Consider the following 18,802-nt stretch of genomic DNA (forward strand, 5'->3'; position numbering starts at 1 on the left):
AGGCTGTTGCCGAGCGACCGGGTCGACCTTAGCGAAGCACACCCGCCGCGGCACCCGGTTTTCCGCCCGGTTCCCGCCTCCTGATCCGGAGCCCCGCCGGGCGCGTTCAGCCCACGTAGAGGCGGGAGACGACCTCGGGCAGGAGGCGTTCGGTCAGCGCGGGCGGAAGGGCCTGGAGCACCGCGAGGACCGGGGCCATCCGGGCGGGCAGCACCCCGTCGGCGCCGACGCCGGCGGCCTCCAGCGCGAGGCCGGCCTCCTGCGGGCTCAGCGCCTCCGGGTCCAGCGTGCCGGCCAGCTCGACCAGCGCCGGATCGACCTCGGGCGGCCCGAGTTCGCGGGCGCGCCCCACCGCGGCGCCGAGTTCGGCGAGCAGTTCGTCGATGCGCTCGGGGTCGGCGACGGCCGCCGTCACGGTCAGGTGCAGGTTCGCCGGGGAGTTCGCGAACGCGGGCTGCGGCTGGAGGTACCAGCCGCGCAGCCGCATCTCGTCGCCGACCACGAACGGGTCCACCGCCGCCTCGGTGGAGGCGACCGCCACCAGCGAGGCGTCCGGTTCGCCCAGCACCCGCAGGCCCTCGATCCGCCGCACCCCGTCGGCGAGTCGGCGGGTCGCGGCGTGCACCCGCCGGGCGAGGTCCACGTACCCGTCGGTGCCGACGTGCCGCAGCACCGCCCACGCGGCGGCGAGCGGACCGGCGGACTTGGTGCCCTGGAGGGTCGCGTTGACCACCGGGTAGCCGGGCCAGGACGCGTGCGCGAACCACCCGTGCCGCCGTAGTTCCGCGTCGCGGAAGAGCAGCACCGACGCGCCCTTCGGCGTGTACGCGTACTTGTGCAGGTCGACGGAGAGCGAGGTGACGCCCGGCACCGCGAGGTCGAACGGCGGCGGCGCGGGCAGCTCCGCGGCCAGCCGCCGGTGCCCCAGGTACCAGCCGCCGATGCAGGCGTCCACATGGCACAGCACGCCCCGCGCGGCCGCCGCCGCGGCCACCTCCGGCACCGGGTCGACCACCCCGTGCGGGTACGACGGCGCGGACACCACCACCAGCGCCGTCCGCTCGGTGAGGGCCGCCGCCACCTCCTCGGCCCGCACCCGGTACGAGTCCGGGTCCACCCCCACGGTCACCACGCTCAGGCCGAACAGGTGCGCCGCCTTGTGGAAGGCCGCGTGCGCGGTCGCCGGCAGCACGATCTCCGGCGCGGTCACCCCCCTGGTGCGGCGGGCGTGTTCGCGTGCCGTGAGCACCGCCAGCAGGCAGCTCTCGGTGCCGCCGCTGGTGAAGGTGCCCGCGGTGCCGCTGTCCTGGCCGCCGCCGAGCAGCGCGGCGGCCCGCGCCACCACCTCGTTCTCCAGCGTCACCACGCTGGGGAAGACGGTCATGTCCAGGCCGTTGACACCGGTGAGGGCGGAGTGCGCCCGCTCGGCGATCCCGACCAGCTCCGGCAGCCCCGCGTCGTACACGTACGCCATCGTCCGGCCGCCGCGCACCGGCAGGTCCTCCGCCCGCAGCTCGGCCAACCGGGTGAGTATGTCCGCGCCCTGATCGTCCATGCGGAGACCTTACGGCCGCGCGACCGTCGGGTCAGCCCGTCACGGAATTCCCCGCGCTGCCTGGTCGGTGGCCCTCTTTTCGCGAAAGGAGCCGCACATACGCAGGGGCGCGGGGAACTGCGCGCGCAACCACCCACCGGGAGGTGGTCCCTCAACCGGCGGAACCCACCACCCCGGGGGGTCCCGTTACCGCTTGAGCGTGGGCTTGAGCTCCATCAGGCGGCCCAGCAGGCCGTTGATGAACGAAGGCGACTCGTCGGTGGAGAACTCCTTCGCGAGCTGGACCGCCTCGTCGAGGACGACGGCGTCGGGGACGTCGTCCTCCCAGATCAGCTCGTACGCGCCGAGCCGCAGGACGTTGCGGTCCACGGCCGGCATCCGGTCGAGGGTCCAGCCGACGGCATACCCCGCGAGGAGCTCGTCGATCCGCTGGGCGTGCGCGGTGTAACCCTCGACGAGCTGCATCGTGTACGCGGTGACCGGCGGCTGCCGGTCGTCGGTCCGGGCGAGCCGAATCCAGTCCGCCATCACGATCGTGGGAGCCGCACCCCGCTGCTCGGCCTCGAAGAGGATCTGGAAGGCGCGCTTGCGGGCCTTGTTGCGGGCAGCCACGGTTAGCTGTTCACCCGGCCGAGGTAGTCGCCGGTGCGGGTGTCGACCTTGACCTTCTCACCGGTGGTGATGAAGAGCGGGACGCCGATCTCGTAGCCGGTCTCCAGGCGCGCGGGCTTCGAGCCACCGGTGGAGCGGTCTCCCTGCACACCGGGCTCGGTGTACTCGATGACCAGCTCGACGGCGGCCGGCAGCTCGATGTAGAGCGGCGAGCCCTCGTACATCGCGACGACCGCCTCGAAGCCCTCCAGCAGGTAGTGCGCGGCGTCGCCGACCACCTCGGGGTTGACGGTGATCTGGTCGTACGTCTCCGAGTCCATGAAGACGAAGTCGCTGCCGTCCTTGTAGGAGAACTGCATGCCGCGCTTGTCGACGTTGGCGGTCTCGACCTTCAGCCCGGCGTTGAAGGTCTTGTCGACGACCTTCCCGGAGAGCACGTGCTTCAGCTTGGTGCGCACGAAGGCGGGGCCCTTGCCGGGCTTGACGTGCTGGAACTCGACTACGGTCCAGAGCTGGCCGCCGTCGAGCTTGAGCACGAGGCCGTTCTTGAGGTCGTTCGTGGTGGCCACGGTTGCGGAATCTCCTGAAAGTGCTGCTTCGGGACCGAGGACGTGCCCGGCCCGACCACCCTAGGTGGTCACAGCGCGAGGAGTTCCTTGGTCGTGATGGTGAGTAGCTCGGGTCCGCCGTCCGCCACGGGGCGTACGACGAGTGTGTCGTCGATGCGGACACCGCCACGGCCCGGAAGGTGGACTCCCGGTTCGACGGTGACCGGCACGCAAGCGTCCAGTTTACCCACGGCCGCGGGTGACAACTGAGGGTCCTCGTCGATTTCGAGGCCGACGCCGTGTCCGGTCCATGCCGCCAGGCCCTCGGCGTGGCCCGCGGCACGCAGCGGCTCGCGGGTGGCACGGTCCACGTCGCGGCAGGCCACGCCCGGTGCGAGGGCCTCACGGCCGGCCCGCTGGGCGGCGAAGACGAGGTCGTACAGCTCGATCTGCCACGACGCGGGGGCGCTGCCGATCACGAAGGTGCGGCCCACCTCGCAGCGGTAGCCGTGGTAGCACGCGCCGAGCCGTACGGTGAGGAAGTCGCCCTCCTCCACCCGGCGGTCGGTGGGAACGTGGCGGGCCACGCCCGAGTGCGGGCCGGTGCCGATGCAGGTGGAGAAGGCCGGGCCGTCGGCGCCGTGGTCCACGAGGCGGCGCTCCAGCTCCAGCGCGAGGTGCCGCTCGGTGCGGCCGACCAGGATCGACTCCAGCAGTTCGCCCAGTGCCTGGTCGGAGATCTCCGCCGCGATGCGCAGGCTGGCGATCTCGTGCTCGTCCTTGATCAGCCGGAGCTGCTCGACGGCGCCCGCCAGATCGGTGAGGCGTACGCCCGGGGCCACGGAGCGCAGGGCGCGGTGGCGGGTGACGGTGAGGTGGTGCTCCTCCACCGCGAGGCCGTCGGCCTGCTGCTGGCGGGCGAGGTCAGCGGCGGCGACCGCGGCGTCCGCGTCGGGCGAGGGCAGCACGACGTTGCGCAGGTCGTCGGTGGGCTGGGGTGCGTCGTCCGGGGGCGGGCGCAGGTGGACGAGGGTGTCGTCGCTGCCCGGCCCGACCAGGAGGGCGGCGCCCGGGGGGGCGCAGCCGGTCAGGTAACGGACGTTCGCGGGCTGTGTGACCAGCGCGGCGGCAGCGCCCGCCGCGGCGCAGCGCTCGCGCAGCCGTGCTCTGCGTACCGTATGCACCTCCGCCATGCGGCGAGCCTACGACGGCGCTCCCGGGTTGGCCTCTCCACGAGTCCCTCCGGGGGTAACGGGCCCCCCGTCCAGCCGTCTCCCCCGTTCTCGGGACCACCTCTCGGTGGACGGCGCTCCGGGGTCCCGCCGCGACGGTACGGATTTCCTCCCGGCTGCTCCTGGCCGTGGGCTACGGTTCCCCGCCGCGACGGTTTCGCCCTCGCGCCCGGCTGCCGCCCGGTGGGTGGCTTGTCGCGCAGTTCCTCCCCCCCAGAGCTTCGCCCGGGTGGGGGTGCCCCCGGCGGAGCCAGGGGGAGTACCCCCAGCGCCCCTGATTACGTGCGGCTCCTCCGCGACCAGAGCCTGCGTGCACCCGCACCCAACAGCGGCGGCCAGCCCAAACAGGGGCGAGGGGAACTGCGCGACCAGCCCACCACCGGCGGGTGGTCCCTCAGGCGGCGCGCCGGGGCACCCGGGTGGGTCCGCGGCGGGAAAGGGGCACCGTGAGGACTGTTGCCGCACCCGCGAGGGACATCGCAAGGGGTGGGCCGAAGGGGAGCGCGAGGGCGCCGAAGAGGGCGGGGGCGACTCCTTGGAGGGTCATCGTGCCGGACCCGAGGAGCCCGAAGGCGTGCCCGTGGGCGTCGGCGGGGAGGGCGTCGAGGAAGGGCCGCTGGAGGCCGAGTCCGTAGGCGAAGCCGACACCGGCGAGGAGAAGGAGGAGCGCGCCGGCCGCGAGCCCGGGCCGGGCGGCGAAGAGCAGGAGGGGCAGTCCCATCAGGGCCATGAGGGGGGCGACCAGCCGTTCACGGGTCGCCGGCCGCAGCATCCGGCCGACGAGGACGTCCCCGACGAGCATCCCGACCGGCAGGCACGCCATGAGCACGGCGTACCCGCCGGAGGCGAAGCCCTGGGAACCGGCGTACGCGACGATCTGCCCCTCGGCCCCGGCCACGCACGCACCCGGCAGCCACTGCGCGAGCAGCAGCCGCCGCGGCCGGCGGGCCCGTAGCAGCGCGGCGGTGGCGGCGAGGCTGGCCCGTACCGGGGATGCGGGGGACGCGGTGGGACCCTGCGCGGGGAGCCGGGGCAGCGCGAGCCGTATGCGGCAGGCGGCGACGGCGTACAGCGCGGCGCCCGCCAGCAGCGCGTGGCGGGCGCCGAGCAGGGAGACGGCGGCGCCGCTGAGGCCGAGGCCGGCGAGCTGCGCGGCGGAGGAGGCCATGTTGTTCAGGGAGCGGCCCAGCACGTAGGCGTCGCCGGTGAGGGAGCGGGCCACCAGCGCGTTGGCGGCGCCGCCGAAGACCGGGGTGAGGAAGGCGATCAGGGCGATCAGCACCAGGCTCACGGCGATCGGCAGCGCGGCGAGGGCGAGCAGCAGCGCGGTGGCGCACTCCAGCAGGTAGCCGGCGGTGATCAGGCCGCGGGGCGGCAGCCGGTCGGCGAGCGAGCCGAGCAGGGTGGCCCCGAACGCCTGCGGCAGGAATCCCGCGCCGAACGCGATACCGCTCAGCAGCGGCGAGGAGGTGGTCGCGTAGACCAGGACGGAGAAGGTGGAGATCCGCAGCGAGTCGGCGGTGATCGCGAGCACGCGGGTCGCGAAGATCACCCGGAAGCGGGGCTCGGCGAGCACGTCGCGGTAGGTCGTACGGGCCGGGGTGAGGGGCGCGGTGCCGGTGGAGGCCATGTCCGGCAGCCTCCCGGGGGCGGGCCGCAGAGCGCGAATGATTCGCCGAGGGACGTAAGGTCGCGGCGCCGAGGACGTAGGGTCGGCGGCATGCTCCGGCTCGAAGTCGCCACCGAGGACCTGCTGCGCAGCCGCTTCGCGCTGTCGCCGGCGTTCGAGCTGAACACGGTGCTGCGGGCACTGAACCGGGGGGACGGGCGGCTGCCGGCGGCGTGGGCGGCGCGGCTGCGGCCCGGCTTCGAACGGCTGCGCCGGGAGACCGAGTTGGACGCGGTGCTGGCCCTGCAGACGCCGAAGGCGGGTGCGGACTTCGTCGCGGTGCCGCCGCGCGGGCCCGCGCAGAGCTGGGCGGACGACCTGGCGGCGATCCGCGCCACCGCCCCGGAGCAGGCGCGGGCGGAGATCACCCGGCAACGCGCGCGGCAGCCGGTGCGTGACCCGCGGGTGCGGGCCGTGCTGGACGCGCCGGATGTGGTGGAGCGGATCGCGGCGGCGCTGGACCGGGCCTGGCACGAGCTGGTGGCACCGGACTGGCCGAGGCTGCGGGCGCTGTGCGAACGGGACGTGGTGCACCGGGTCGGGGTGATCGGCGAGCGCGGCTGGGCGGCGGCGATCGGCGAGCTGCACGACGGGGTGCGCTGGCACGACGGCGGGATCGAGCTGGCGCCGATCGACGGCGGCACGGTGCGGTTGCGGGGCGAGGGGCTGCTGCTGATCCCGTCGATCTTCACCTGGCCGGGTCTGGCCGTGTACTTCGAGGACCCGTGGCCGCGGACGCTCGTCTACCCCGCGCGCGGCACCGCCGTCCTGCACGAGACGCCCGCGCCCCCGGCCGCGGACGCGCTCGCGGCCCTCCTCGGCCGTTCCCGGGCCCGGCTGCTGGCGGCGCTGGACGCTCCCGCGAGCACGACCCAGCTCGCCCGCCAACTCGCGTTCGCGCCCGGGGCGGTGGGCGACCATCTCGCGGTGCTGCGCAGGGCGGGGCTGGTGGCGCGGGCCCGTTCGGGCCGTTCGGTGCTGTATCGGCGCACCGCGCTCGGGGACGGGCTGGCCGCGTCCGTACCCCTGCCCGACGAGCGGGACCAGCGGCCTTGAGACGGCGGCGCGCTACCAGATCGGCGGGCCCTGGAGGCTGCGGGCCACCACGCGGTCGAGGGCGGCCGAGGCGGCTTCCACGTCGAGGTGGGAGTTGTCGATGATGGGCAGGCCCGAGCCGTACCAGCCGGCCATCCGGCCGTGAATACGGGCGACTTCCTCGTCGGACAGCCGGCGGTTGCCGGAGCGTTCGGCGTTGCGGGTGAGCACGATGTCCAGGCCGGGCAGCAGGACGACGGGCAGCAGCCCCGGGCCGACGTGCCGCTTCCAGCCGCCGAGGCCGACCGTGGGGCGGTCCGGGAAGACCGCGTCGTCGATGATGCAGGACACGCCGTTGGCGAGGAAGTTGCGGGCGGCGAAGCCGCAGGTGCGGCGGGCCAGGCGGTACTGCGCCTCGGAGTTCTCGTTCCACCCGGCCTGCGGGTCGGCGAAGCCGGAGCGGACCCATTCGCGTACGTCGTCCAGGCTGATGTGGGCGGTGGGGACGCCGCGGTGGTCCGCCCAGTGCCGCGCGATCGTGGTCTTTCCCGCGCCGGCCGCGCCGATCAGCAGCACGGCTATCGGGCCGTGCGCCGCGCCCGGGAGTGAGCCCCCGCTGGGTACGGCCGGGACCTGGACCGGGGCGGGGGCGGGCATCGGGAAGTGGCCGGTGGTGCCGGGGGCTGCCGCTTGGCCCTGACCCTGGCCCGGCGCTTGGCCCTGGCTCTGGCTCTGGCTCTGGCTCGGCGCCTGGCCCGGCACGGGCGCGGGTCCCTGACCCGGGCCGGGCGGCTGGGGTGCCCCCACGGCGTGCTGCATGTCGGCCACTCCATCCCGTACCGGAGGTCTGTGCGGTTCGCTCTGCGTGACCAGGGCGCGCCACGGCTTGAACGGTACCGTGCGGTTCGGCTCACGCCCAACCGCCCCTGGGCGCTTGGGCGTCCCGCCCCCGGGGGTGGGGTGCCCCACGCGGGCGGGCGATGCCTGCCCATGGCCTTGGGCGCCCTTGCGGATGGGGGTGCCCCGGGGCCCGCAGGCCCAGCCCCTGCAACCTGTACCCGGACCACCCGCCGGTGACCGGTCGGCCGCGCAGTTCCCCGCGCCCCTGAAAGGTCGACGCCCCCCGCCAAGCGAGCCCCATCCCGACAACCCGACAACGGCCCCCAGGCCCAGCCCCTGCGACGTGTGCCCGGACCACCCGCCGCTGGTCGGCTGGCCGCGCAGTTCCTCGCGCCCCTGAAAGGTGGACGCCTCCCGCCAAGCGAGCCCCGTACCGACAGCCCGACAACGACCCGCAGGCCCAGCCCCCGCGACCTGTGCCCGGACCACCCGCCGGTGGCCGATTGGCCGCGCAGTTCCTCCCCCAGAGCTTCGCCTGGGTGGGGGTGCCCCCGGCGGAGCCAGGGGGAGTACCCCCAGCGCCCCTGAAGGTGGACGCCTCCCGCGAAGCGGGCCCCACGCCGGGGAGCAGCTGCCCGCCCCTCTGAAGGGCGGAACGCCCTCCCGCGGAGCCGGCACCATGCCGGGGGGGCGGGGCTATGTGGCCAGGTTTTCCGATAGGGCGCGGAGGGCCAGGTGGTAGGAGCCGATGCCGAAGCCGGCGATCGCGCCGGAGGCGACCGCGGTGAGGACGGACGTGTGGCGGAACTCCTCGCGAGCGTGCGGGTTGGAGATGTGCACCTCGATGAGGGGGGCGGTGCGCTGGGCGGCGGCGTCGCGCATCGCGTAGGAGTAGTGCGTGAAGGCGCCGGGGTTGAGGACGACGGGCAGGCGGCCGTCGGCCGCTTCGTGGAGCCAGCGGATCAGCTCGGCCTCGTCGTTGGTCTCGCGGACCTCGACGTCCAGACCGAGTTCCGCCCCGAGCTTCGTACAGGACTCGACGAGGCCGGCGTAGGAGGTCGCGCCGTAGACGTCGGGCTCGCGGGAGCCGAGGCGGCCGAGGTTGGGGCCGTTGAGGACGAGGACGGGGCGGGTCACTCGGTCACCTCACCGTAGGCGGCGAGCAGGACCGCGGGGTCCGGGCCCTCCAGGACGGTGGGCTTGGCGAGGCCGTCCAGGACGATGAAGCGCAGCAGGTCACCGCGGGACTTCTTGTCCACCTTCATGGTCTCCAGCAGGCGGGGCCACTGGTCGCCGCGGTAGGTGAGCGGCAGCCCGACGGAGCCGAGCACGGCGCGGTGCCGGTCGGCGGTCGCGTCGTCCAACCGCCCGGCGAGGCGGCCGAGTTCGGCGGCGAAGACCATGCCGACGGAGACGGCGGCGCCGTGCCGCCAGTTGTAGCGCTCGTTCTTCTCGATGGCGTGCGCGAGGGTGTGGCCGTAGTTGAGGATCTCGCGCAGGCCGGACTCCTTGAGGTCGGCGGAGACCACCTCGGCCTTGACGCGGATGGCGCGCTCGACGAGTTCGGCGGTGTGCGGGCCGGCGGGGTCGCTCGCGGCCTGCGGGTCGGACTCGACGAGGTCGAGGATGGCCGGGTCGGAGATGAAACCGGCCTTGATCACCTCGGCGAGGCCGCTGATGTAGTCGTTGCGCGGCAGGGAGGCGAGCGCGGACAGGTCGCACAGCACGCCGGCCGGGGGGTGGAAGGCGCCGACGAGGTTCTTGCCCTCGGCGGTGTTGATGCCGGTCTTGCCGCCCACGGCCGCGTCGACCATGCCGAGCACCGTGGTGGGCACCGCGATCCAGCGCACCCCGCGCAGCCAGGTCGCGGCGACGAACCCGGCCAGGTCGGTGGTGGCGCCACCGCCGACGCCGACCACCACGTCGGTGCGGGTGAAGCCGGTCTGGCCGAGCGCCTTCCAGCAGTAGGCGGCGACCTCGGCGGTCTTCGCCTCCTCGGCGTTCGGGATCTGGATCGCGACGGCCTGGTAGCCCTGTTCGGCCAGGTCCTCGCGGATCGCCTCGCCGGTGCCGGCCAGCGCCTCGGGGTGCAGCACCGCCACCCGGAGGGCCTTGGGGCCGATCAACCCGGGCAGCTCGCCGAGGAGTTGGTGGCCGACGAGCACCTCGTACGGTTCGGTGCCGGCGGTGCCGGCGACCTGGATGCGGGTGGGCGGCGCGGCCCCGCTCCACGCCTCGTTGCCCTGGCCGGTGCCGCTACCCGTGCCCGTGCCGTCGCTGTCGTGCCGCCCGGCGGCCTCGCGTGCCTCTGCGTCGCTCATGCGTCCTTCAGTTCCAGTGCGTCCAGTACCGCCGCGGCCACCTCGTCCGTGCCGCGGTCGGCGGTGTCGACCACCGCGCGAGCCACCTCCGTGTACAACGGGCGGCGCTGCTCCATCAGTTCACGCCAGCGCTGCCGCGGGTTGACCGCGAGCAGCGGGCGGGGGGCGTCGAGGCCGACCCGGCGCACCGCGTCGTGCAGGCTGACGTCGAGGAAGACGACGGGCAGCCCGGCGAGGCGTACGCGGGTGCCGGCGTCCATGACGGCGCCGCCGCCGAGCGAGAGCACCCCGTCGTGCCCGTCGAGGGCGGCGGCGACGGCGGCCCGCTCCAGGTCGCGGAAGTGCGGCTCGCCGTCGTCGATGAAGATCTCGGCGATCGGCTTGCCCGCGGTCCGCACGATGTCCTCGTCGGTGTCGCGGTAGGTGACGCCGAGCAGGTCGGCGACGGCGCGGCCGACCGTGGTCTTGCCCGCGCCGGGCGGGCCGACCAGCACGACGACGGGGGCGGTCACCGGATCGCCAGGTGGTCGAGGAAGTCCTGCACGTTGCGCCGGGTCTGCGCGACCGAGTCGCCGCCGAACTTCTCCGCGACGGCATCGGCGAGCACCAGGGCGACCATCGCCTCGGCGACGATCCCGGCGGCCGGCACCGCGCACACGTCGGAGCGCTGGTGGTGTGCCTGGGTGGCCTCGCCGGTGGTGACGTCCACGGTGGCCAGGGCGCGCGGCACGGTCGCGATCGGCTTCATCGCGGCGCGCACCCGCAGCACCTCGCCGGTGCTCATGCCGCCCTCGGTGCCGCCGGAGCGGCCGGTGGCGCGGCGGATGCCGTCGGGGCCGGCCACGATCTCGTCGTGCGCCTTGGACCCGGGCACCCGGGCGAGGTCGAAGCCGTCGCCGACCTCGACGCCCTTGATGGCCTGGATGCCCATCAGGGCGCCGGCCAGGCGGGCGTCGAGCCGCCGGTCCCAGTGCACGTGGGAACCGAGGCCGACCGGGGCGCCGTAGATCAGGACCTCGACGACGCCGCCGAGGGTGTCGCCGTCCTTGTGGGCCTGGTCGATCTCGGCCACCATCGCCTTGCTCGCGTCGGCGTCCAGGCAGCGCACCGGGTCGGCGTCCAGCCGCTCCTGGTCGGCCGGCACCGGCACGACCCCGTACGGGGCCTTCGCCGCGGCCAGTTCGACCACGTGGGAGACGATCTCGATGCCCGCGGTCTCCTTGAGGTAGGAGCGGGCGACCGCGCCGAGCGCGACCCGGGCCGCGGTCTCCCGCGCGCTCGCCCGCTCCAGCACCGGGCGGGCCTCGTCCAGGTCGTACTTCTGCATCCCGGCCAGGTCGGCGTGGCCGGGACGGGGGCGGGTCAGGGGCGCGTTGCGGGCGAGTCCGGCCAGGATCTCCGGGTCGACCGGGTCCGCGGCCATCACCTGCTCCCACTTGGGCCACTCGGTGTTGCCGACCATGATCGCCACCGGGCTGCCCATGGTGCTGCCGTGCCGCACCCCGCCCAGGAAGGTGACCTGGTCCTGCTCGAACTTCATCCGGGCGCCGCGGCCGTAGCCGAGCCGGCGCCGGGCCAGGGCGTCCGCCACCATCGCGGTGGTGACGGGCACCCCGGAGGGCAGTCCTTCCAGCGTCGCGACAAGTGCGGGTCCGTGCGACTCCCCCGCGGTCAGCCAGCGCAATCTGCTCAACGGTGCTCCCTGGAAAACGACCATGCCACTATGGCCCGATCCTCCCACGTTTCCCGTACCTGCCAGGACGGGTGTCCGGAGGGCGGACCGGGGCCCGGCACGGGCGGTGGCGGCCGCCTCATCGGGCGGCGAGTGCCACCTCCCCGGCGACGCGCATCGCCTTCAGCGGGGCGGGCGCGATGCCGGTGTGCTGTTCGACCTGGAGGACGGCCTGGTGGACCAGGAGGTCGAGGCCGCTCGTGACCCGGCCGCCGCGGGCGGTCCAGGCGGCCGCGAGCGGGGTCGGCCAGGGCTCGTAGAGCACGTCGAAGAGGGTGCCGGGGGCGGCCGGGACCGCTTCGGCGAGGTGGTCGGCGGCGCCCGCGGGAGTCGTGGCGATCACCAGCGGCGCGCGGAGCCCTTCGGCGGCGGCGCTCCAGTCGGCGGTGCGCACGGCCACGCCGAGCCGCTCGCCCCAGCGGGCCATCTCCTTGGCGCGGGCCGGGCCGCGCACGTACGCGGTGACCTCGCCGGTGCAGACCCGGGCGAGCGCGGCCAGCGCGGAGGACGCGGTGGCGCCCGCGCCGAGCACGGCCGCCGACGGCACGGAGGTGACGCCGTGTTCGGCCAGTGCCGCGACCATGCCGGGGATGTCGGTGTTGTCGCCGTGCCGCCGCCCGTCGGCGCCGAGGACGACGGTGTTGACCGCCTCCACCGAGGCCGCGGTGTCGCTGATCTCGTCCAGCAGCGGGATGATCGCGCGCTTGAGCGGCATCGTCAGCGACAGCCCGGCCCACTGCGCCGGGTCCAGGCCCGCGACGAAACCGGGCAGCGCCAACTCGTCCACCTCGAAGCGGTCGTACCGCCGGCGGTCGAGACCGAGAGCGGCGTACGCGGCGCGGTGCAGCACCGGGGAGAGCGAATGCGCGATCGGGGAGCCGAGCACGGCGGCGCGGTAGGCGCCGCCGTGCGGCCGAGCGGTGGTGTCCAAGGAGAGCGCCCTGCTACTGGGAGTTGTACTGCTGGTAGAGCTTGTCGAACTCGGCCTTCGTCTCGGTGAACTTCGTGGTCTTGCCGTCCAGCGAGATGAAGTACCACCAGTTGCCGCTGTCCGGGGCCATCGCGGCCTTGAGCGCGTCGATGCCGGGGTTGCCGATCGGCCCGGGCGGCAGGCCCTGGTGCTTGTAGGTGTTGTACGGGCTGACCAGCGAGTTGATCTCGTTGTGCGAGATGTTCGTCTTGCTGGTGTTCTTGACGTAGTTGTACGTCGAGTCGAACTGGAGCAGCCCGAGGGTCTCCGGGTTGTTGGGGACCATCCGGTTGTAGACGACCTTGGCCATCTTCTTGAAGTCGTCGTCGGTCTTGCCCTCGGCCTGCACGAGGCTGGCGACCGTGACGAGTTCGAGCGGGTTGTCCAGCCCCTGCTTCTTCGCCTCGCCGGCCATGTCGAACTGGGCGTACTGCTTGTTCGCCTCGTCGATCATCTGCTTGAGCAGCACCTCGGGCTTCTCGCCCTTGGAGACGCTGTAGCGGGAGGGGAAGAGGAAGCCCTCCAGCGGGTCCATGACGTTCGGGCCGGGCTTCGCCCAGGACGGCAGCCCGAGGCTCTTCGCCTGGTCGTGCGCGGTCTTCTGGGTGGTGCCCGCCTTCAGGCCGAGCCGGGTGTCGATGGCCGCGTAGATCTGCTTGTCGCGCATGCCCTCGGGGATGATCAGCGCGTTCTGCGACTTGGGGTCGAGCATCATCGTGACCGCCGCGGAACCGGACATCTGCTTGTGCAGGTCGTAGACGCCGGCCTGGATGAAGCCGCCCTTGGGGTTCTTGCCCGCCGCGGCGGTGAAGGCGCCGACGCTCTTCACGACGCCGGCCTTCTTCAGGATGTTGCCCATGGTGGTCGCGGACGACCCCGAGGGGATGTCCACCTGGACGTCGCCGCTGCCCTGGCCCGAGTAGTCCGGCGGCGGGCCGAAGCGGCTCTCGTACATGTTGTAGCCGACGTAGCCGATGCCGCCGACGCCGCCGACCAGGACGGCGAGCACGACCACGCAGGCGCAGCCGCTGCGGCGCTTCTTGCCGGGCTGGGGCTGGGACCTGCCGGATCTGCGGCCGCCGGTCCTGGTCGGCTCGGGCGCGTGGTCGTCGTCATCGTCGTCGCGGCCGGCGAAGAAGGCGTGGTCGCTGGGGTCGCCCTCCTCGTCCGCGTCCCACTCGCCGGTGTTGGCCGGGGCGGTGCGCAGCGGGTGGGCGCCGGGCTCCTGGGGGTGGCCCGGTGCGGCGGTGCCGGGACGGGCACCGGACTGCCCCATGCCCGGCTGGCCGGCGCCGGGTTGACCCGGACCGGGCTGGCCGGCGCCGGGCTGGCCCGGTCGGCCCATGCCGGGCTGCTGCGGCTGCTGCTGCCCCTGGGTCTGTTGCTGCTGTCCCTGGTACTGCGGCTGCTGGGGCTGCTGGGGCTGCTGCTGCGGGTAGCCCTGCTGCTGCGGCTGCTGGGGTTGCTGCTGGCCGTAGTAGCCGGGCTGCTGCCCGTACGGGTCCTGCGGCTGCTGACCGCCGTACGGGTCCTGGCTGTACCCGGTGACCTGGCCGGTCTGGTACGAGCCGGTGTCGTAGCCCTCGTAGCCGTCGTAACCCTCGTACCCGGCCTGCTGGTAGCCCTGCTGCGGGTGGCCCTGCTGGGGGTACTGCGACTGCTCGGGGTACTGCTGCTGGCCGTACTGCTGCTGCGGGTAGCCCTGCTGGGGCTGCTGCGGGTACTGCTGGTGCTGCTGACCGGTGGCGTACGGGTCCTGCCAGTCGCCCTGCTGCTGAGGGTGCTGGGGCTGCTGCTGCGGGTACCCCTGGTCGTACACATCGCCGAAGAGCGGGTCCTCGGGGTGCCACGGTTCGGAGCCGGAACCCCGGCCATAGTCAGTCATCGGCATCCATCAGTCGGTCTTCCTGCTCGCACCCTCCGTGGCAGACCCCGGTCCTCGGTCTTCCACTCCGGCTGCTCGGGCGTCAGCCCTCGGTCCCGTCGGTACGCGGTCGGCATCAGGCCCGCCGACCTTGCGAAACGGGCGGCGCCCGTAGGCACCGCCGTGTCGCGCGGAACGTTACCGTATCGCGATCAGATGACTACTTCGACGTTCTCGCCCGGAGCAGTGCCCGACACCCGCTCGGTCTCCAGCGCGCTCTGCAGAATAACGACTGCGGCCGCCTGGTCGACTACGGAGCGTCCCTTTTTTGCACTGACTCCGGACGCGCGCAGCCCGTGGGTGGCGGTGACGGTGCTCATCCGCTCGTCCACGAGGCGGACCGGCACCGGGGCGATGATTTTCGCCACAGCGAGGGCGAAGCCGCGGACCTTGGCCGCGGCCGGGCCCTCGGTGCCGTTCAGCGACCGGGGCAGCCCGACGACGACCTCGATCGGGTCGTACTCGGCGACGAGGGCGGCCAACCGGCGCTGCGCGGCGGGCACATCGCGGCCGGGCACGGTCTCCACCGGGGTGGCGAGGATGCCGTCCGGGTCGCACGAGGCCACCCCGATCCGGGCGTCCCCGACGTCCACGGCCAGCCGCCGGCCACGCCTGATCCCGCCGGGACCGCCGGCGCCGTGGGAGCCGCCCGTGCCTTCGGGACCGCCCGCGCCTTCCGGGCCGCCCTGGACACCGGGACCGCCGGGACCGCCAGAAGCCGCAGGGTGACCGCCTCCCGCGCCGCCGGGCGCACCCCGCTCCCCGCCGCGGCCCGCGGCGGAGCGCCGGGCCCGCGGCCGCTCACGACCGCGCTCCGCGCCCCGCCGCCGCTCGGTCATGTCACGCCTTCTCGCCGACGAGCCGCCGTACGGCCTCGATCGCGTCGGGCACGGCCGCGGGGTTCTGGCCGCCGCCCTGGGCGACGTCGTCCTTGCCGCCGCCGCCACCACCGAGCGTCTTCGCCGCGGTGCGGACGAGTTCGCCGGCCTTGAGGCCGCGCTCGCGCCCCGCCTCGTTGGTCGCGATGACGGTCAGCGGACGGCCGTTCGCCACGGTGAACAGCGCGACGACGGCGGGCCGGCCGCCGCTGATCCGCTGCCGCACGTCGAGCACGAGCTTGCGCAGGTCGTCCGCCCCGGTGCCCTCGGGCACCGCGCCGGTGACCAGGGCGACGCCCTTGACGTCCTCCGCGGCCTCGGCGAGCCCGGCCGCGGCCTGCAGCACCTTCTCGGCGCGGAACCGCTCGATCTCCTTCTCGGCGTCCTTGAGCTTGGCGAGCATCCCGGAGATCTTGTCCGGCAGTTCCTCGGGACGGCCCTTCACCAGGTCGGTGAGCTGGGCGACCACGGTGTGCTCGCGGGCCAGGAAGTTGTAGGCGTCGACGCCGACCAGCGCCTCCACCCGGCGCACGCCGGACCCGATCGAGGACTCGCCGAGCAGCTTCACCAGGCCGAGTTGGGCGGTGTTGTGCACGTGGGTGCCGCCGCACAGCTCCTTGGAGAAGTCGCCGATGGTGACCACCCGGACGTGCTCGCCGTACTTCTCGCCGAACTCCGCGATGGCGCCCTGCCGCTTGGCCTCCGCGATCGGCATCACCTCGGCGGTGACGTCGAGTTCGCGGGCCAGCACCTCGTTGATCTTCTGCTCGACGTCGGTCAGCACGGTGCCGGGCACCGCGGCCGGGGAGCCGAAGTCGAAGCGGAAGCGGCCGGGCGAGTTCTCCGAGCCGGCCTGGGCCGCCGTGGGGCCCAGCGCGTCGCGCAGCGCCTGGTGGGTGAGGTGGGTGGCGCTGTGCGCGCGGGCGATGGCGCGGCGCCGGGTCAGGTCGATCTGGGCGTGCGCGGCCGCGCCGAGGGTGACCTCGCCGACCTGGACGACGCCCTTGTGCACGCTGACGCCGGGCACCGGGCGCTGCACGTCGCGGATCTCCACGACGGCGCCGCTGTCCAGCCGGATGCGGCCGGTGTCAGCGAGCTGGCCGCCGCCTTCGGCGTAGAAGGGGGTGCGGTCGAGGACGATCTCGACCTCGTCGCCCTCGGTGGCGGCCGGCGAGGGCAGGCCGTCGACGAGCAGGCCGACAACGGTGGCCTCGCCCTGGTCGTGGAGGTACCCGGTGAACTCGGTGGCGCCGGAGCGGTCGGCGACCTCGCGGTAGGCCGACAGGTCGGCGTGGCCGGTCTTCTTCTTCTGCGCGTCCGCCTTCGCCCGGTCGCGCTGCTCCTTCATCAGCCGCCGGAAGCCGTCCTCGTCGACGCTCAGCCCCTGCTCGGAGGCCATCTCCAGGGTGAGGTCGATCGGGAAGCCCCAGGTGTCGTGGAGCAGGAACGCCTGCTCGCCGGGGAGCACCCGGCCGCCCTGGGCCTTGGTCTCGGTGACCGCGGAGTCGAGGATGTTGGTGCCGGCCGAGAGGGTCTTGAGGAAGCGGGACTCCTCGGCGAGCGCGACGGACTCGATCCGCTTGCGGTCGGTGATCAGTTCCGGGTACTGCTCGCCCATGGTGCCGATGACGACGTCCACGAGCTCGGCGACCACCGGGCGGTCGGCGCCCAGCATCCGCATGTTGCGGATCGCGCGGCGCATGATCCGGCGCAGGACGTAGCCGCGGCCCTCGTTGCCGGGCGTGACGCCGTCGCCGATGAGCATGACGGCGGTGCGCATGTGGTCGGCGACGACCCGCAGCGAGACATCGGAGTCCTTGGCGCGGCCGTAGTGGACGCCGGTGAGAGCGGTGGCCGTGTCGATGACGACGCGCAGGGTGTCGGTCTCGTACATGTTCTGCACGCCCTGCAGGATCATCGCGAGGCGTTCGAGGCCGAGGCCGGTGTCGATGTTCTGGGCGGGCAGGTCGCCGAGGATCTGGAAGCCGTCCTTGCCCTGGCCGGGGCCGCGTTCGTACTGCATGAAGACCAGGTTCCAGATCTCCACGTACCGCTCGTCGTTGACCGCGGGGCCGCCCTCTTCACCGAACTCGGGGCCGCGGTCGTAGTTGATCTCGGAGCAGGGGCCGCAGGGGCCGGGGACGCCCATGGACCAGAAGTTGGGGCCCATGCCGAGGCGCTGGATGCGCTCGGCGGGGACGCCGACGACGTCGCGCCAGATCCGCTCGGCCTCGTCGTCCTTCTCGTAGACGGTGATCCACAGCTTCTCCGGCTCCAGGCCGTAGCCGCCGTCGGCCTGCGAGCTGGTCAGCAGCTCCCAGGCGTAGGTGATGGCGCCTTCCTTGAAGTAGTCGCCGAAGGAGAAGTTGCCGCACATCTGGAAGAACGTGCCGTGCCGGGTGGTCCGGCCGACCTCTTCGATGTCCGGGGTGCGCACGCACTTCTGGACGCTGGTGGCGCGGTCGAAGGGCGGCTTGACCTCGCCGAGGAAATACGGCTTGAACGGGACCATGCCGGCCGGGACGAGCAGCAGCGTCGGGTCGTCCGCGATGAGGGAGGCCGACGGCACCACGGTGTGCCCGCGCTCCTCGAAGAAGCGCAGCCAGCGGCGGCGGATTTCTGCCGACTCCATCAGTGTTCGTCCTTCCGGTTCTTGTGCTTGCGATCCCCGCGCCTGGCCTTCGTGGGCAGGGCGGGGGTGCCGCTGCCCGCGGTGCTCCCGGGCAGGGTGGCCCGCGGGGCGGGCAGCGGCTGGGGTGACTCGGGTGCGCCCTGGGTACGCAGGCCCAGGGCGTCGTGCAGTTCGGTCTCGCGCTGGGCCATGCCGACCCGTACGTCCTGGGCGAACAGCCGCAGCCGCGCACCGGTCTCCAGGGCGCGGTCGGCGGCGGTCACGGCGAGGCTGTCGGGGTTGAGACGGCGCACCGCGCGGCCCACCTTGACGGTGGCCCACGCTCCGGTGGCGGCGCCGGTCACGAACCAGAACAGACGGCGGAACATGGCCTCAGTCCTTATTACGGCGGTCGCGGCGTTCCCGGCGTTCCCGGCGCGCGGCGGGCAGCACCCTGCCGGTGAGGGTACGGGCCCGCGCCTTGCCGGCGTCGCCGGACTGCATGCCGACCGCGCGCCGCACGCCGTATCCGAACGCGGCGACCTTCACCAGCGGGCCGCCGAACGTCGAGGCGACGGTGGACGACAGCGCCGACGCGTTCGCGGTCACCTCGGCGACGTCGGAGGTGATGGTGTCGACCCGGTCGAGTTGCGCGTTCGCGCTGCGCAGCGCGTCGGACGCCTCGCCGAGCAGCGGCACGGCCTGCTCGGTGATGCCCGCGACGAGTTCCGTGGTGCGCCTCAGCGTCTGCGCCAGCCGGGCCAGCGCGACGGCCAGGAACGACACGAGGATCGCCCAGAACACGGCGACGATGAGGCCCGCCACCTCTCCACCGGACACGCTGCCGCACTCCCTTTTCCGACCCTCACCACTGT

17 protein-coding genes are annotated in these 18,802 nt (G+C 73.6%); 1 reads left to right on the forward strand and 16 read right to left on the reverse strand.

The window, feature by feature from the left end; all coding sequences use genetic code 11:
* Positions 1-106 precede the first annotated feature (106 nt).
* The 5 genes from OG370_RS06415 to OG370_RS06435 all read right to left on the reverse strand — a co-directional run bounded on the left by OG370_RS06415 (position 107) and on the right by OG370_RS06435 (position 5,577).
* A complete protein-coding gene (locus OG370_RS06415) occupies positions 107-1,555 on the reverse strand; it encodes a pyridoxal phosphate-dependent decarboxylase family protein (RefSeq protein ID WP_328461499.1) in 1,449 nt (482 codons plus the stop codon).
* 186 nt (positions 1,556-1,741) lie between these two features.
* Positions 1,742-2,167 carry a transcription antitermination factor NusB gene (nusB, locus tag OG370_RS06420; RefSeq protein WP_328461500.1) on the reverse strand — a complete coding sequence of 142 codons (426 nt, stop codon included), beginning with the start codon at positions 2,165-2,167 and terminating at the stop codon, positions 1,742-1,744.
* Positions 2,168-2,169: 2 nt separating this feature from the next.
* Positions 2,170-2,736, reverse strand: a complete 567-nt coding sequence (gene efp, locus OG370_RS06425) for an elongation factor P (protein WP_328461501.1) — start codon at positions 2,734-2,736, stop codon at positions 2,170-2,172.
* Between the two features lie 68 nt (positions 2,737-2,804).
* The gene (locus OG370_RS06430; RefSeq protein ID WP_328461503.1) at positions 2,805-3,908 is read right to left on the reverse strand and encodes an aminopeptidase P family protein; all 1,104 of its coding nucleotides are present in this window, start codon (positions 3,906-3,908) and stop codon (positions 2,805-2,807) included.
* A 433-nt stretch (positions 3,909-4,341) separates the two neighbouring features.
* Positions 4,342-5,577, reverse strand: a complete 1,236-nt coding sequence (locus OG370_RS06435) for an MFS transporter (protein ID WP_328461505.1) — start codon at positions 5,575-5,577, stop codon at positions 4,342-4,344.
* 90 nt (positions 5,578-5,667) lie between these two features.
* Between OG370_RS06435 and OG370_RS06440 the strand changes: the two genes are divergently transcribed.
* Positions 5,668-6,672 (forward strand): ArsR/SmtB family transcription factor, encoded by a 1,005-nt coding sequence (locus OG370_RS06440; RefSeq protein ID WP_328461507.1) that lies wholly within the window; start codon positions 5,668-5,670, stop codon positions 6,670-6,672.
* A 12-nt stretch (positions 6,673-6,684) separates the two neighbouring features.
* On the opposite strand, the gene OG370_RS06445 is transcribed toward OG370_RS06440, so the two are convergent.
* From OG370_RS06445 to OG370_RS06495, 11 genes are all read right to left on the reverse strand, one after another.
* The gene (locus tag OG370_RS06445) at positions 6,685-7,470 is read right to left on the reverse strand and encodes an AAA family ATPase (protein ID WP_328461509.1); all 786 of its coding nucleotides are present in this window, start codon (positions 7,468-7,470) and stop codon (positions 6,685-6,687) included.
* Positions 7,471-8,187: 717 nt separating this feature from the next.
* Positions 8,188-8,628: a type II 3-dehydroquinate dehydratase gene (gene aroQ / locus OG370_RS06450; protein WP_328461511.1), complete on the reverse strand. Its 441-nt coding sequence runs from the start codon at positions 8,626-8,628 to the stop codon at positions 8,188-8,190.
* A complete protein-coding gene (aroB, locus tag OG370_RS06455; RefSeq protein ID WP_328461512.1) occupies positions 8,625-9,812 on the reverse strand; it encodes a 3-dehydroquinate synthase in 1,188 nt (395 codons plus the stop codon). The genes aroQ and aroB overlap by 4 nt, the downstream gene beginning before the upstream one ends.
* Complete coding sequence (locus OG370_RS06460) at positions 9,809-10,324, reverse strand: shikimate kinase (RefSeq protein WP_328461513.1); 516 nt, start codon at positions 10,322-10,324, stop codon at positions 9,809-9,811. The genes aroB and OG370_RS06460 overlap by 4 nt, the downstream gene beginning before the upstream one ends.
* Positions 10,321-11,505 (reverse strand): chorismate synthase, encoded by a 1,185-nt coding sequence (gene aroC / locus OG370_RS06465; protein WP_328461514.1) that lies wholly within the window; start codon positions 11,503-11,505, stop codon positions 10,321-10,323. The genes OG370_RS06460 and aroC overlap by 4 nt, the downstream gene beginning before the upstream one ends.
* Positions 11,506-11,623: 118 nt before the next feature.
* The gene (locus OG370_RS06470) at positions 11,624-12,475 is read right to left on the reverse strand and encodes a shikimate dehydrogenase (protein WP_328461516.1); all 852 of its coding nucleotides are present in this window, start codon (positions 12,473-12,475) and stop codon (positions 11,624-11,626) included.
* Between the two features lie 13 nt (positions 12,476-12,488).
* Positions 12,489-14,399, reverse strand: coding sequence for an endolytic transglycosylase MltG (mltG, locus tag OG370_RS06475; protein ID WP_328461518.1), 1,911 nt, complete (start codon positions 14,397-14,399; stop codon positions 12,489-12,491).
* A 191-nt stretch (positions 14,400-14,590) separates the two neighbouring features.
* The gene (ruvX, locus tag OG370_RS06480) at positions 14,591-15,055 is read right to left on the reverse strand and encodes a Holliday junction resolvase RuvX (RefSeq protein ID WP_328473855.1); all 465 of its coding nucleotides are present in this window, start codon (positions 15,053-15,055) and stop codon (positions 14,591-14,593) included.
* A gap of 223 nt (positions 15,056-15,278) precedes the next feature.
* Positions 15,279-17,948 (reverse strand): alanine--tRNA ligase, encoded by a 2,670-nt coding sequence (gene alaS / locus OG370_RS06485; protein ID WP_328461520.1) that lies wholly within the window; start codon positions 17,946-17,948, stop codon positions 15,279-15,281.
* Entirely contained in the window at positions 17,948-18,316 is a 369-nt protein-coding gene (locus tag OG370_RS06490; protein WP_328461522.1) for a DUF6167 family protein, read from the reverse strand. The genes alaS and OG370_RS06490 overlap by 1 nt, the downstream gene beginning before the upstream one ends.
* Positions 18,317-18,320: 4 nt before the next feature.
* Positions 18,321-18,767, reverse strand: a complete 447-nt coding sequence (locus OG370_RS06495) for a DUF948 domain-containing protein (RefSeq protein WP_328461523.1) — start codon at positions 18,765-18,767, stop codon at positions 18,321-18,323.
* Between the last annotated feature and the right edge of the window lie 35 nt (positions 18,768-18,802).

Source organism: Streptomyces sp. NBC_00448, from assembly GCF_036014115.1.
GTDB lineage: Bacteria > Actinomycetota > Actinomycetes > Streptomycetales > Streptomycetaceae > Actinacidiphila.

Excerpts from the sequence above, each read along its gene's own strand:
- OG370_RS06430 (WP_328461503.1), bottom strand. The coding sequence starts at position 3,908 with ATGGCGGAGGTGCATACGGTACGCAGAGCACGGCTGCGCGAGCGCTGC.
- OG370_RS06445 (WP_328461509.1), bottom strand. The coding sequence starts at position 7,470 with ATGCAGCACGCCGTGGGGGCACCCCAGCCGCCCGGCCCGGGTCAGGGA.
- OG370_RS06490 (WP_328461522.1), bottom strand. The coding sequence starts at position 18,316 with ATGTTCCGCCGTCTGTTCTGGTTCGTGACCGGCGCCGCCACCGGAGCG.
- mltG (WP_328461518.1), bottom strand. The coding sequence starts at position 14,399 with ATGACTGACTATGGCCGGGGTTCCGGCTCCGAACCGTGGCACCCCGAG.
- OG370_RS06440 (WP_328461507.1), top strand. The coding sequence starts at position 5,668 with ATGCTCCGGCTCGAAGTCGCCACCGAGGACCTGCTGCGCAGCCGCTTC.
- OG370_RS06415 (WP_328461499.1), bottom strand. The coding sequence starts at position 1,555 with ATGGACGATCAGGGCGCGGACATACTCACCCGGTTGGCCGAGCTGCGG.
- alaS (WP_328461520.1), bottom strand. The coding sequence starts at position 17,948 with ATGGAGTCGGCAGAAATCCGCCGCCGCTGGCTGCGCTTCTTCGAGGAG.
- OG370_RS06435 (WP_328461505.1), bottom strand. The coding sequence starts at position 5,577 with ATGGCCTCCACCGGCACCGCGCCCCTCACCCCGGCCCGTACGACCTAC.
- aroB (WP_328461512.1), bottom strand. The coding sequence starts at position 9,812 with ATGAGCGACGCAGAGGCACGCGAGGCCGCCGGGCGGCACGACAGCGAC.